Origin of the sequence: Methylovirgula sp., from assembly GCF_037200945.1 — a bacterium.
GTDB lineage: Bacteria > Pseudomonadota > Alphaproteobacteria > Rhizobiales > Beijerinckiaceae > Methylovirgula.
This window is the reverse complement of the sequence record NZ_JBBCGP010000001.1, coordinates 1,612,046-1,625,781: the sequence shown is the minus strand read 5'-3', so window position 1 is coordinate 1,625,781 and position 13,736 is coordinate 1,612,046. Positions and strand designations below refer to the sequence as shown.

The following is a 13,736-nucleotide window of genomic DNA, read 5'->3' as shown; positions in this document are numbered from 1 at the left end:
GTTTTATTCCCGCGCATTTGAATTTTTCCGCGCTTGCTGCGCGAAATCGATCGGCCGACATCACCAAATAGTGAATTCGCGCGCCACGCGCCGTGCGTCTCACCGCTGGCACATCTCTCGCTTACTCGCGCCGTTTGTGCGAGAGACGCAGCCGAATTATCCATGAGGAAAGAAGATCGTGTCTGCTGAGTTTTTGAGTTCGATGCGTGCGCCGCGTGGAATGGCTGTGGCGCCGTGTGCGCTTGCCGCGCAAAGCGCGCTTTCGGTTTTGCGCGATGGCGGCAATGCGGTCGAAGCGATGGTCGCGGCGGCCGCCACGATCGCGGTCGCCTATCCGCATATGAACGGCATCGGCGGTGACGGCTTCTGGCTCATCGCGGCGCCCGGCGCCGCACCCATCGGCATCGAAGCCTGCGGCGGGGCGGCGGCCGCGGCTTCGATCGAGTTTTATCGTGCGCAGAACCTCAGCGCGATCCCGTTTCGTGGCGCGCTCGCGGCGAACACGATCGCCGGAACCGTCAGCGGCTGGGAACTCGCCCTCGATTGGTCCCGGCAAACGCTCGGCGGTCACCTGCCCCTCAAACGTCTTCTGGCCGATGCCATCGCCTATGCGTCGGACGGCTTTCCGGTTACGCGCAGCCAGGCGCAAAACACAGCGAGCAAAGCCGACGAACTCGCCGATGTGCCCGGCTTCGCCGGGACTTATTTCGGCGCGGACGCTCAACCGCCGAAAGTCGGCGCCTTGTTCAAGCAAAAGCGCTTGGCGCAAACGCTCGAACGCCTGGCGCATGCGGGCCTTGACGATTTCTATCGCGGCGATCTTGCCCGCTCCATCGCTGCCGATCTGCAAGCGCTCGGAAGTCCGCTGAGCCTCGACGATTTGAACGGCTACCACGCACGACAGCGCGAGCCTCTCGAACTGAAGCATTCGCTCGGCGCGGTCTACAATATGCCACCGCCGACGCAGGGCCTTGTGTCCGAGATTATCGTTGGCCTGCTCGACCGGCTTCTGCACGACGACATGGATCCGCTCGGACCGGACTATGTGCATGCCTGTGTCGAATCGACGAAGCTTGCCTTCGGCGTCCGCGACCGCCACATCACCGACCCCGATTATATGGATGTCGATCCGCAGACGTTCCTGGCGTCGGATAAGCTCGATGCCATGGTGGCGAAAGTCTCAATGTCGAAGGCATTGCCCTGGCCGCGCGGCGCCGATCCCGCCGACACTGTCTGGCTCGGCGTGATCGACGGCAATGGCGTCGCCGTGAGCTTCATCCAAAGTGTCTATCATGAATTCGGTAGCGGCATCGTGTTGCCGAACTCCGGAATCAATTGGCAGAATCGCGGTTGCAGCTTTTCGCTCGACCCCAATGTCCGCAACGCCCTCGCCCCGGGCCGCCGCCCCTTCCATACATTGAACCCGCCGCTGGCGCGCTTTAACGACGGCCGCACGATCGTTTATGGCGCGATGGGTGGCGACGGCCAGCCGCAATCGCAAAGCGCCGTCTTCTCGCGCATCGCCAAATTTGGCTGGGACCCACAATCGGCCGTCAGCGCGCCGCGTTGGCTGCTCGGCCGGACTTGGGGCCGGGCAAGCGATACGCTCAAACTTGAGGCACGTTTCCCGGACGCGACCTTTGAGGCTTTGCGCGCCCGCGGTCACGAAGTCGAGAGCATGTCGGCCTATGACGAAGCCATGGGCCACGCCGGCGCAATCATCCGCTATCCGGATGGCACATTTGAAGGTGGTTACGATCCGCGCAGCGACGGCGCTGCCGCCGGTTGGTAAGAATGATGCATTGGATTCCGGATCGCGCACAGTTCGCCCACGTTGATGCGATCAGGAAACAATTATGACATCTCAGACAGATTCGTTTAGCGGAACCACGGCATCCGCGGTCACAGGCCGATGGATTCAACTCGCCCTCGGCATCATCTGCATGATGACGATTTCGAGCCCGCAATATGTCTGGACGCTACTGACCAAACCTTTGATGGCGAAGCTCGGTATCATGTTGCCGAGTGTGCAGGTAACGTTCACGTTGCTCGTGCTGTTGCAGGCGTTTTTCTCGCCATTCCAGGGCGCGTTGATCGACCGCTTCGGGCCGCGTCTGCTGATCTCGATCGGGACGTTGCTTGCGGGTCTGAGCTGGGTTCTCGCATCTTACGCGCATAGCACGCTGCTGCTTTACCTGACCTACGGTTGCCTGGGCGGCCTCGGCACCGGCATCGTCTATGTGGGCGTCGTCGGGCTGATGGTGCGCTGGTTTCCGGATCGGCGCGGCTTTGCCGCTGGCGCGGTCGCAGCCGGCTACGGCATGGGCGCGATCGTCTCGACCTTTCCGATTTCCGCGTCACTCGCAGCGCACGGGCTTGATGCGACGTTGCGGCTTTACGGAACGATTTTCGCCATTGTTGGCTTTGCCGCCGCACAAGGTTTACGCGCGCCGCAATTCGACACGACCGCCAACGCGGACTTGCTCGCGCTCGGTGGGCCGCGCGACATGCGCCCCGCCGACATGCTCAAGACGCCGCTCTTCTGGCTGATGTTCGCCATGATGACGATGATGGCGACCTCGGGCCTGATGGTCACGTCGCAGATGGCGATTTTCGCCGCGGACTTCGGTGTCGCCAAAGTGCTCGTCTTCGGTCTTGCCGCAGTACCGCTGGCGTTGACTATTGACCGGTTCGCCAACGGTCTGACACGGCCGTTGTTCGGCTGGGTTTCGGATCGTCTCGGCCGCGAGAACACAATGTTCATCGCCTTCGCACTCGAAGGCGCGGCAATGACGCTTTGGCTCCTCACGCGTCACGACGCGATTTTGTTCGTGCTGCTGTCTGGGCTTGTCTTCTTCGGCTGGGGCGAAATTTTCTCCCTGTTTCCGTCAACATTGACGGACACGTTCGGCACGCGTCACGCGACCACAAACTACGGCTGGCTTTATATCTCGTTCGGGATTGGCTCGATCTTCGGCGGCCCACTGGCCGCCCTGCTGCATCAGCACGCCAAAAGCTGGATTCCTGTTTTCGGCTGCGCGATTGCGCTCGATTTCTGCACCGCACTTCTCGCACTTCTCGCGTTGAAGCCGGCTAGGGCCCGTTTTCTCGCGCGGCGCATTGGTTAGCTGCGCAGTTCCTGCGGCTCTAGCTCGGCCAGGTTTGCATCACCGCATTGACGACAGTGTGCAAGTCGGCGCGCGTCGCGGTGCCCGCGGCTTGCACCGCCATGCCCTGGCTCACGGTGGCGATGTAACGCGCCAATCCGGCGACATCCAAGCGTTTCGGCAAATCGCCGTCCTCCAGCGCCCGCTCGAGTCTATGACGCAGCGCGACTTCCTCAGCCACGCGACGGAAGCAAAGCTCTTTTTTTACGGGCTCGGCCGCGTCGCCGCAGGAGAGGGCGCCCTGCACAAGCAGACAGCCGGGGGGGCTTTGCGGATCGGTGAGCTGGTCGGCGGTCCCGCGCAATAAGCGCTCGACGACCTCGCGCGCCGTCGGCGCATTCAGGGCTTCATGCGAAAAGTCTTCGCGAATGCCCACATAACGGTCGACCGCGCGACGGAACAACTCTTCCTTGCTGCCGAAAGCTGCGTAGAGGCTTGGCGGATTGATGCCCATAGCCTCGGTGAGGTCCGCAATCGACGAACCCTCATAACCCTTGCGCTGGAAGACCTTGAGTGCCTTCCCGAGCGCTTCGTCGGCATCAAAAGCCCTAGGACGTCCTAATGCCACGTCGGCCTCGTTGACCTTTTTTATTGATCGATAAATAATGCCGGTGGTGCGCCCTGTCTAGGCGGCGAACGTCACGCGCCCTTCTCATATCGCTGGGAGAAACACCGGAACTTGATATGGCGCAATGCAGCATATAATTGTAGGGTTCCCTACATAATTGTGATCGCCGCCGTCAGGCGCCGCTTCGGGGCGTCTCCGGGCGGAAAGTGGAATTTGCTTTATGAACATCGTCCGCCTGGCCCTGCATCGCCCGTACACGTTCCTTGTCCTGGGCATTGCGATCCTGCTTCTCGGCCTCTCGGCCATTCTGCGGACGCCGACCGATATTTTTCCGAACATCAACATCCCGGTCGTGACGGTCGTCTGGTACTACGACGGCCTGAACAATAACGAGACCGAAAAGCGGATCACGACCTATTCGGAATTCTCGATCAGCTTCTTCGTCAACGACATCCGCACGATCGAGAGCCAGACGATTCCCGGCCTCGTCGTCGAGAAGATCTATTTCCAGCCGGATGTGAATGTCGATCTGGCGATGAGCCAGGTCGTCTCGGCGACGAATTCGATCCGCGCCTTTCTGCCCCCCGGCGCTCAGCCGCCGATCATCATGCAATATAGCGCCTCGACCGTGCCCGTCTTGCAATTGGCGCTGAGTTCCGACCGGCTCTCGGAATCCGAGCTTTACGATTACGGCGTCTATCGCATCCGCCAACAGCTTGCGCCAATCCCCGGCACGATGCTGCCGCCGCCCTATGGCGGGCGCATCCGCCAGGTGATGGTCGATATCGACCCCGCCGCGCTGGCGGCCAAGGGCATCACGCCGTTGGACGTCTCCAACGCGATCAATGCGCAGAATCTCTCGTTGCCGATGGGCGACGTGAAATTCGGGGACAAGGATTACGATGTCCGCATCAACAGTCTCGCCGACGCCGTTTCCATTCTTGATGACGTGCCGATCAAGAAGGTCAATGGCGCGCTGATCCGCATCAAGGATGTGGCTGAGGTCCGCGACGGCTATGCCATCCAGCAGAATATCGTGCGTAGCGAAGGCCGCCGCTCCGTTCTTCTCTCCATCCTGAAAGCCGGTAATGCCTCGACGCTCGACGTCGTCGACCGGGTGAAGAATGACGTTCTGCCGGTCAGCCGCGCCGCCGCGCCGCCCGGCATGAAGATCGAGGAATTGTTCGATCAATCGATTTTCGTGCGCTCGGCGATCACCGGTGTTGCCGTCGAGGCAACGATCGCTGCGCTCCTCACTTCGGCGATGATTCTGCTGTTTCTCTCGAGCTGGCGCTCGACGCTCATTGTCGCCGTCTCGATTCCTCTTTCGATCCTGTCATCGATTGCCATTCTCTCGGCCATTGGCGAGACGCTGAACATCATGACGCTCGGCGGTCTTGCTCTTGCCGTCGGCATTCTCGTTGACGATGCGACGGTGACGATCGAGAACATTCACCGGCTGCGCCAGCTTGGCGAAAAGCTGCCGGAGGCGACGCTGCATGGCGCCGCAGGTATCGCGCTGCCGACCCTTGTTTCGACGCTGGCGATCTCGGCCGTTTTTGTGTCGGTCGAATTTCTCGTCGGCCCGTCCAAATTCCTCTTCACGCCCATGGCGCTCGCGGTCGTCTTCGCGATGCTTGCCTCGTACATCCTGTCGCGAACGCTCGTGCCGATCATGGCCGGCTTGCTGCTGTCTGGCGAACATCATGGCGACGAAGCGCATGACGATGGCCGCCAGCCCTCGATTTTCACCCGCTTTTCGCGTGGCTTCGAAGCTCGTTTCGAGCGGCTGCGCGACAATTATTCGGTGACGTTGGAAAAGCTGATCGAAAGCAACTGGAAGGTTCCGGTGGCCGCCGTGGCTGTCTTAGCGATCGGCGCTGTCCTGTACACGCAGATCGGGCGCGATTTCTTCCCGGCGGTCGACGCCGGCGAATTCAAGCTTCACGTTCGTGCGCCGTCCGGCACGCGCATCGAGACGACCGAACATATTTTCGAGAATGTCGAGAACGTCATTCGCCGTGTCATTCCGGATTCCGAGCGCGAACTCCTCATTGACGATATTGGCGTGCCGTTTCGCTACGCCCTACCCTTCGATGACGGCACCACCGTCGGCGGCAACGACGGCCAGATCCTTGTCTCGTTGAAAGAGGGCCACAAGCCGACCGCGGCCTATATCAAAAAGCTGCGCGACGTGCTTGCGCGGGAATTTCCGGATATGATCTTTTATTTCCAGCCCGGTGATATCGTCACGCAGATTTTGAATTTCGGCCTGCCCGCGCCGATCGACGTCCGCGTTGTCGGCTATGACAAGGGGAACAATCTGCGCATCGTCCAGGCGATGCTAGATGAGATCAAACATGTCGTGGGCGTGGCGGACGCGCATCTGCACCAGATCGTCGATGCGCCGGAATTGACCGTCGCGATCGACCGCCAGCGTGCCCAGGACCTTGGCCTCGATATGCAGAGCGTCGCCGATAACGTCATGGTTTCCGTGGCGTCGAGCAACACAGTGACGCCGAACTTCTGGGTCGATCCGAATACCGGCATTCAATATCCGGTGGCCGTGCAGGTGCCGCAATATAAGCTCGCATCGCTTAGCGATGTCAGCGGTACGCTCGTTGGTACACGCGGCGGATCAGTGGCGGGCACTGTTCCGACACTTCTGGGTAATGTCGCGGCCTTCGGGCGCGACGCGGCGCAGACCGTCACGAGCCATTCCAATATTCAACCGACCTTCGACATTTACGCCAATGTCGAAGGTCGCGATCTCGGCCGCATTGCGACGGATATCGACGCCATCGTTGCCAAATATCGCGCGCAGCTTAGCCCAGGCAATCAGATCGTCGTCGAAGGGCAGATCGAGAGCATGCAATCTGCCTTCGTCCACATGGGCATTGGGCTCCTTGTCGCGGCAGTCGTCGTCTATCTGCTGATGGCGGTGAATTTCCAGTCGTTTGTCGATCCATTCGTCGTCGTGCTTGGTCTGCCGGGCGCGATGGTCGGCATCATGTTCATGCTGTTCGCGACCGGCACCAGTCTGAGCGTGCCAAGCTTGATGGGTGCGATCATGAGCGTCGGCGTCGCATCGGCCAATTCCATCCTGCTTGTCACCTTTGCCAAAGAGCAGCGCGCTTTCGGGCTTTCGGCCAGCGACGCGGCCGTCATGGCTGGCCGTACGCGGCTGCGGCCGATCATGATGACCGCGCTCGCCATGATCGTCGGCATGATTCCGATGGCGCTCGGTCTCGGTGACGGCGGCGAACAGAACGCGCCGCTCGGCCGCGCCGTGATCGGCGGCCTGATGTTCGGCACGGTTGCGACGCTCTTTCTTGTTCCCTGGCTTTATAGCCGCCTGCGCAAGCGCGAAGGCCGGCTGATGGAGGATTTTGCCAATGTCTAAGCCCGAGCCCGCCGAAGATTTCAGAATCGCGCAACAACACGCGCCGAAGGCACGCGGCGGATTGCGTTCGGCCGGCTGGATCGCCCTGATCGTCATGGTCGGCGGTCTCAGCTTTGGTGTGGGGCACCACATCTCGACGGACTCGATCGCTGAAGCCGCGACGGATTCACGTCTCTCTATGGTTCCGAGCGTGCGAATTGTGACGGCGCATCAATTGAAGGGCGGCATCGCGCTCGACTTGCCGGGGAGCATTGAATCTTTCGAGACGTCGACGATTCTCGCACGCGCCTCAGGCTATATTTCGCAACGCTTCGCCGATATCGGGACGCAGGTAAAGAAGGGCGATGTGCTCGCGATCATCCACTCACCTGAGCTTGATCAGCAAGTGAGCCAGGCACAGGCGGCGTTACTGCAAGCCAAGGCCAACCTCGATCTCGCGCATGCGACGGCGGCGCGCTCCGGCGCTCTCGTCGGTCGCGGATGGGTCACAGGCCAGCAATATGACCAGGATCGTTTGACGGAAGCGGCCCGCGTTGCCGATGTCCACGCCGCGCAAGCCTCGCTCGCGGCGATCACTCAAAAGCGCAGCTATCTGACGGTCATCGCGCCGTTCGCGGGCGTCGTCACCGCCCGCAATGTCGAGGTCGGTGATCTTGTCAGTGCCGATACGACCTCGGCACAGCCGATGTTCAGCGTCGCGCGAACCGACAAGGTGCGCGTGCAAGTTTATGTCCCGCAGGACATGGCCGAGGGCCTGAAAAACGGCGTCTCCGCGTCGATCTCGGTGCCCGAGATGCCGGGCCGCACATTTACCGCTGTCGTCGCGCGAACCGCGCAGGCGCTGGACGCGACATCGCGAACCCTGCTCGCCGAAGTCGATATCGACAACCCGCAGAATGTCCTGACGATCGGCACTTATGTGCGGGTTCACTTCGATCTTGTCTCGGCGAAGCCGCATGTTCGTCTCGACGCGAATGCGTTGATCTATGATGCCGATGGCCTGCGTGTCGCCGTGGTCAAGAAAGGTCACGTCCAGCTTGTTCCGGTGAAGATCGTTCGCGACTACGGCGCCGAGGTCGAAATCGGCCAGGGCCTGACTGGCGGCGAAACCGTGATCCTCAACCCACCGGTGGCGCTCCGGGACGGCGGCGCGGTTCATGTCGCGGCGAATTGAGAAATAGTCCGGCCGCATAATGCATTCAGACGCAGGAAACTAAAGCTTGCGCCTTGCGCGTTCAGATCGATTTGACTTCTCCGCCATCCATGCGCAGCGTCGAGCCGGTCATCCAGCGCGCGCCGGGGGATACAAGAAACGCCATCAGCTCGGCGATCTCCTCGGGTTCGCCATATCGCGCGATTCCGGCCTCCTTCGGAAAGTTGGCCGTCGCCTCCTCGACCGTCAGATCATGCAGCGGCGCCCAATGCTGGAGATACGAACGCCGGCGACCCGTCATCACGGCACCCGGCAAGACACTATTGACCTGCACGCCGTCGGTGATGCCGCGATCCGAAAACGCCTTCGCTAACGCGACAATCGCGGCGTTGATCGTTCCCACCGCAGCATAAGGCGCCTTCGGGAACAGAGCCGAATTTCCCGACATCAACACGACGGAACCTTTCGCCTCCTTCAAAGCCGGCCAAGCGGCGATCGTCAGCCGCCGGGCGCCATGGAGTTTCAGCGCGGCGCCAGCGTCCCATTGTTCGTCGGTCATCTCGAAGAGATCGATCTGCGGCACCGCGCCGGCGATATTGAGGAGCGCGTCGATACGGCCGAGAGCGGCGAGCGTCTGATCGACCACGGCCTGCGCGGCGGCGGGTTCGGCGAGATCCTTTTCGATGATCAGCGTTTCGGCGCCAGCTGCCCGCACCGCTTCTGCCGTCTTTTCCAGATTGGCGCGGTTTCGTGCGACGAGGACCAATGCCGAGAAATCGCGCGCAAGCCGGATGGCCGTGGATTGACCGATGCCTTGGCTGGCGCCGGTGACAATGGCAACTGACTTTGACATGGCAAGTCTCCTTGGAAGCTAGCTGATGCCGTCAATGCAGCGCCCGATCGATCAATAGCGTGTCGGTGAACATGTCGAAGCGGGTGATCTTGCCGTCGCGCATCTCCCAACGATGGGCAAAGGTCGCCCGCATATGCTTGCCAGTCGCCTTGTAGATGCCAGAATAGGCACCGAAGGAGACGACCCGGTCGCCTTCGGTAATGAAATCGTCAGCCGTCGCGGCGAAATTGTCCCAATCCTGCGCCAATCGCAGGACCAGGCCTTTGAGCACGGCCTGCGGCCCATGCCAGGGCCCCGTGTAGTATGGGAAGCCCTCCTGTTCGGTCCAGGCTACCTCCTCGTCCAGCAGCCCGAGAAAGGCCGGGACATCGCCCCGGTTGAGAGTGGCATAGAGCGCACGAACCACATCTGAGGGAACGGTCGTCATTTCAGAATCTCCTAAGGTGAGTTTCGGCGAATGAATGCGGCAATCAGCGCGTCGCGGTCGAAGTGAGGAAATCGCGGATCGCCGTGGCAATCTTCGCCGCATGCGTCTCAAGTGCAAAATGGCCGGTATCGACAAAGCGCACGATTGCCTCGGGGATGTCGCGTTTGAACGCCTCGGCGCCCGGCGGCAGGAAGAACGGATCGTTCTTGCCCCACACAGCCAGCAACGGCGGCTTATGGGTGCGGAAATATTCCTGAAAGGTGGGGTAGAGCGCGACGTTGCTTTTGTAATCGCCCATGAGATCGAGTTGTGGTTCGTCGGCGCCAGGCCGCGCGAGATAGAAATTGTCGAGCGTATAGCCGTCCGGCGAAACCTTCGTCGTGTCCGAGACCCCGTGCGTATATTGCCAGACTGTCGCCTCAGGCTTGAGGAAAGCGCGTAGCGCCTCGCGGTTAGCAGCCGAAGCGTCGCGCCAATACGCCTGGATCGGATTCCAGCCTTCGCTCAACCCCTCCTCGTAAGCATTGCCGTTTTGCGAGATGATTGCCGTGATCCGGTCGGGATGTTTCACCGCGAGGCGAAGTCCGGTGGGCGCGCCGTAGTCGAAAATATAGACGGCGTAACGATCGAAACCGACGATTTCGGTGAAGCGATCGATGATTTCGGCAATATGGTCGAACGTATAAGCGAATGTGTCGTGCGCCGGCATATCCGACCGGCCAAATCCGGGCAGGTCCGGTGCGACAATATGAAAACGACCGGCAAGAAGCGGAATGAGATCGCGAAACATATGGCTCGAAGTCGGAAAGCCGTGAAGCAAGAGAAGCTTCGGTGCGCTCGGCGCACCTGCCTCGCGATAGAAGATGTTGAAGCCATCGACGTTGGCGGTTTGATAGGTGATCGCGGTCATGAGCTTTTCCTCACTGAAGTAACTTGGTAATAGCTACAACGACGGTTACGGTCTTCTGGCTCTAATCTGCGGCGACGCTGTCGATTGCCTCGTCGATCATGTCGAGGACAAGAGAAGGTGCCGTGACAAGCGGTGTATGATCGACGGAATGGGCACGCACGCGGGCATTCATCCGCGCGGCCATGAAACGCTGATTTTCCGCGATGATCATATGGTCCTGCTCTGCCACAAGGAACCACGCCGGACGGTCTTTCCAGAGCGGCCGCTCGACGGCGACGCTGATACATGCCGGCGAAATCGGCCGCTGGACCGCCGCCAATATAGCCAATTCCTCCGGCCGCGCATTCGGCGCAAAAGCAGAGGCGAAGACTGTTTCAGGCAGGTAGATCAAGCCGTGATTGTCAGGCGCGAGCTTTGGTGCCTGAGGATGCGGTGTGCCGCGGTAGAAAACGTCGGCGACCGTCTCGCCTTCGTCAGGCGCTAGTGCCGCCACATAAACGAGAGCCTTCACTTTGTCGCTGCGCGTCGCCCCAATGACGGCTCCGGCGTAGGCGTGACCGACGAGGACGACCGGCCCCGCGGCGCGTTCGAGCGTCCGATCAAGAGCCGCAACATCGTCTTCGAAAGATGTCAAAGGCAATTGCGCTGCAAACACCTGAACGCCGCGCGCGGCTAGCGGCCCGATGATCTTTGCCCAGCTCGTCCCGTCGGCCCAGGCACCATGTGCCAAGACAACACTCGCGTTATGCAATGACATAATTGCCTCCCTCTGACCGAGCTAAAACTAACCTCTTTAAATTCATTATGACGGTTACTATAGCAATAGATAACTTGTCAATAGCCGACAGACAGGTTATTTTAGGCGTATATTCACGGATGGGTGCCGCGCGGACACCGCGATTGGCTCCGGAGGTAAGCTTGATGGGCCAAGACCAACCCGCAATTTTTGTCGCCGACGCACTCGGGCTGGATTTCCTGAATTCGATCGCGACGCCGGTCGATACGCCCGTCGACTGGATCGGCGATGGCGATGGCCTGCTGGATTGGCTGAAGCAGGCGCAGCTTGTGCCCGACGACGCACTCAAGAGCATTCGGGCACAAGCGCTTCCCGGCGAACTCGACAATGTCGCGGATCAGGCGCGAAGCCTTCGCGAATGGTTCAGAGCGTTTGTACAAAAGCACAAAGGCGCTCCTCTCACATCGCGGGATTTAAGCACTCTGGGGCCATTGAATCGTTTGCTCGAACGCGATGAAGCATTCAGGCGCATCGAGAGCGGGAATTCGGGCCTCTCACTTCAAACCATGCGCAAGTGGCGCTCGCCAGAGTCACTTCTGCTGCCGATTGGCGAGGCTCTAGCGCGATTTGTGTGCTCGGAAGATTTTTCGAACGTGAAAGCTTGCGAAGGCCCCGTCTGCACCCTGCTTTTTGCCGATCACACGCGCGCACATTCGCGGCGCTGGTGCAGCATGGCGATGTGCGGAAATCGCGCAAAACAGGCCGCGCATCGGCATCGGCTCAAGCACGAACATTAGTTGTGAGGCGATGCACGCCCCGCCTCACGCCGAACCTTCGCGGCGAAAGCCGGTTTGCCGCCGCAGTTCGATCAAATCCCTCTCCAGGGTATCGACGATCCTGACGATATTGTCGGAAAACTCGGTCGCCGCTCGCATTGAAATCACGTCTTGCGTTTTCTCGTAAAGATGCTCGACCTTTTCCTCCAACGACATCTCCGACCAAGATTTCCCATCCGGCATTTTGTCCCCCCGATTGCATAAAATACGTGGGAATCGCTTTGCCTTAGCCCGAGGCGTTCCGATGTGAGGTAACGCACCTAAATTATTGATCGGCGCGGTTTCGAACATCATCAATTCGTGAAAGGGCAACGAGCGTCGACGCCGCCCTCAATACAATTTCTCGGGCCGCGTTCGATTTCGTTCGAACCGCGCGTCCATGCGGATGCAAACGGTCCAACCCACGCGCTTAGATATATAGTCTACCGTTTATATTGACTTATGCAGCGCGCCTATGGTGAATTCGCCCAGTCGTCTCTCACCGGATACTGAAATGACTGAGCTTCAACCCCCGCCAGCCGCGGAAGCAGCGGATATTCTTTGGTTTATTCCGACGCATGGCGACGGCCGCTATCTCGGAACCCAGGAAGGCGCGCGCGAAGTTTCGCTCGCCTATATGCGCCAGATCGCGCAGGCAGCGGACGACAACGGCTATTTTGGTGTCCTGCTGCCAACGGGGCGTTCATGCGAGGATGCCTGGGTCGTCGCATCGGCGCTGATCCCTTCCACGCAAAGGTTGCGCTTCCTCGTGGCTGTCAGGCCGGGCCTCATCGCGCCATCGGCGGCGGCGCGCATGGCGGCGACGCTCGATCGCATCTCCAACGGCCGTTTGCTGATCAATGTCGTCACCGGCGGCGATCCCGTCGAGCTTCATGGCGACGGCTTGTTTCTCGATCACGACGAGCGCTACGAGGTGACCGACGAATTTCTGCACATCTGGCGCGGCCTGATGGCAGGCGAGACCGTCACCTACAAGGGCGAGCATCTCAGAATCGAAGGCGGCACGCTTCTCTACCCGCCGGTGCAGAAGCCCTATCCACCACTCTATTTCGGCGGTTCCTCCGCCGCTGGTCATCGCATCGCGGCGGACCATGTCGACGTCTATCTCACCTGGGGCGAACCACCGGCCGAGGTCGCCAAGAAATTGGCAGAAGTGCGCGCGGTCGCCGCGGCCAAGGGACGCCAGTTCTCCTACGGGGTTCGTCTCCATGTCATCGTCCGTGAAACGGAAGCCGAAGCTTGGGATGCGGCAAACAGATTAATCGAAAAGGTCGACGACGAGACCATCGCGTCGGCGCAGAAAATCTTCGCGCGTTTCGATTCCGTCGGCCAGCAACGCATGGCAAGTTTGCACGGCGGGAAACGCGACAATCTCGAGATCAGCCCCAATCTCTGGGCCGGCGTCGGCCTGGTCCGCGGCGGCGCTGGCACGGCGATCGTCGGCGACCCGCAGACGGTGGCGGCGCGGATCAAGGAATATATGGCGGTCGGCGTCGATCGCTTCATCCTCTCCGGTTATCCGCATCTGGAGGAATGCTACCGCTTCGCGGAGCTGGTGTTTCCCCTGCTGCCGCTGCGCGCGACAACCGGCAACGAACGCAGGGCCGTGCGCAACGCCGGGCCCTTCGGTGAAATCATCGCCAATGTCGTTCCACCTTCAAAGCTCGCTTCACAGTCCTGATC

General features: G+C 60.5%; 12 protein-coding genes. 6 read left to right on the top strand and 6 right to left on the bottom strand.

Annotated features, from left to right (window positions below):
- Window positions 1-220 precede the first annotated feature (220 nt).
- Window positions 221-1,792, top strand: coding sequence for a gamma-glutamyltransferase (locus WDN02_RS07920; RefSeq protein ID WP_337294893.1), 1,572 nt, complete (start codon window positions 221-223; stop codon window positions 1,790-1,792).
- A 64-nt stretch (window positions 1,793-1,856) separates the two neighbouring features.
- Window positions 1,857-3,128 carry an oxalate/formate MFS antiporter gene (oxlT, locus tag WDN02_RS07915; RefSeq protein WP_337292969.1) on the top strand — a complete coding sequence of 424 codons (1,272 nt, stop codon included), beginning with the start codon at window positions 1,857-1,859 and terminating at the stop codon, window positions 3,126-3,128.
- Window positions 3,129-3,147: 19 nt separating this feature from the next.
- Here the strand turns inward: oxlT and WDN02_RS07910 are convergent, their stop codons facing one another.
- A complete protein-coding gene (locus WDN02_RS07910) occupies window positions 3,148-3,735 on the bottom strand; it encodes a TetR/AcrR family transcriptional regulator (protein ID WP_337292968.1) in 588 nt (195 codons plus the stop codon).
- Between the two features lie 220 nt (window positions 3,736-3,955).
- On the opposite strand from WDN02_RS07910, the gene WDN02_RS07905 reads away from it, so the two are divergent.
- Together WDN02_RS07905 and WDN02_RS07900 are read left to right on the top strand one after the other, a co-directional pair.
- Window positions 3,956-7,138, top strand: coding sequence for an efflux RND transporter permease subunit (locus tag WDN02_RS07905; RefSeq protein ID WP_337292967.1), 3,183 nt, complete (start codon window positions 3,956-3,958; stop codon window positions 7,136-7,138).
- Window positions 7,131-8,312, top strand: a complete 1,182-nt coding sequence (locus WDN02_RS07900) for an efflux RND transporter periplasmic adaptor subunit (RefSeq protein WP_337292966.1) — start codon at window positions 7,131-7,133, stop codon at window positions 8,310-8,312. The genes WDN02_RS07905 and WDN02_RS07900 overlap by 8 nt, the downstream gene beginning before the upstream one ends.
- 61 nt (window positions 8,313-8,373) lie before the next feature.
- On the opposite strand, the gene WDN02_RS07895 is transcribed toward WDN02_RS07900, so the two are convergent.
- The 4 genes from WDN02_RS07895 to WDN02_RS07880 all read right to left on the bottom strand — a co-directional run bounded on the left by WDN02_RS07895 (window position 8,374) and on the right by WDN02_RS07880 (window position 11,238).
- The gene (locus WDN02_RS07895; protein ID WP_337292965.1) at window positions 8,374-9,144 is read right to left on the bottom strand and encodes an SDR family oxidoreductase; all 771 of its coding nucleotides are present in this window, start codon (window positions 9,142-9,144) and stop codon (window positions 8,374-8,376) included.
- 31 nt (window positions 9,145-9,175) lie between these two features.
- Window positions 9,176-9,571: a nuclear transport factor 2 family protein gene (locus tag WDN02_RS07890; RefSeq protein ID WP_337292964.1), complete on the bottom strand. Its 396-nt coding sequence runs from the start codon at window positions 9,569-9,571 to the stop codon at window positions 9,176-9,178.
- Window positions 9,572-9,614: 43 nt separating this feature from the next.
- Entirely contained in the window at window positions 9,615-10,481 is an 867-nt protein-coding gene (locus WDN02_RS07885; protein WP_337292963.1) for an alpha/beta hydrolase, read from the bottom strand.
- A 61-nt stretch (window positions 10,482-10,542) separates the two neighbouring features.
- A complete protein-coding gene (locus tag WDN02_RS07880; protein ID WP_337292962.1) occupies window positions 10,543-11,238 on the bottom strand; it encodes an alpha/beta hydrolase in 696 nt (231 codons plus the stop codon).
- A 164-nt stretch (window positions 11,239-11,402) separates the two neighbouring features.
- Here WDN02_RS07880 and WDN02_RS07875 point away from each other — a divergent pair, with 164 nt between their 5' ends.
- Entirely contained in the window at window positions 11,403-12,014 is a 612-nt protein-coding gene (locus WDN02_RS07875; RefSeq protein WP_337294892.1) for an ABATE domain-containing protein, read from the top strand.
- 24 nt (window positions 12,015-12,038) lie between these two features.
- On the opposite strand, the gene WDN02_RS07870 is transcribed toward WDN02_RS07875, so the two are convergent.
- Entirely contained in the window at window positions 12,039-12,347 is a 309-nt protein-coding gene (locus tag WDN02_RS07870) for a hypothetical protein (protein ID WP_337292961.1), read from the bottom strand.
- Window positions 12,348-12,546: 199 nt separating this feature from the next.
- Here WDN02_RS07870 and ssuD point away from each other — a divergent pair, with 199 nt between their 5' ends.
- A complete protein-coding gene (gene ssuD, locus WDN02_RS07865) occupies window positions 12,547-13,734 on the top strand; it encodes an FMNH2-dependent alkanesulfonate monooxygenase (protein ID WP_337292960.1) in 1,188 nt (395 codons plus the stop codon).
- Window positions 13,735-13,736: the final 2 nt, after the last annotated feature.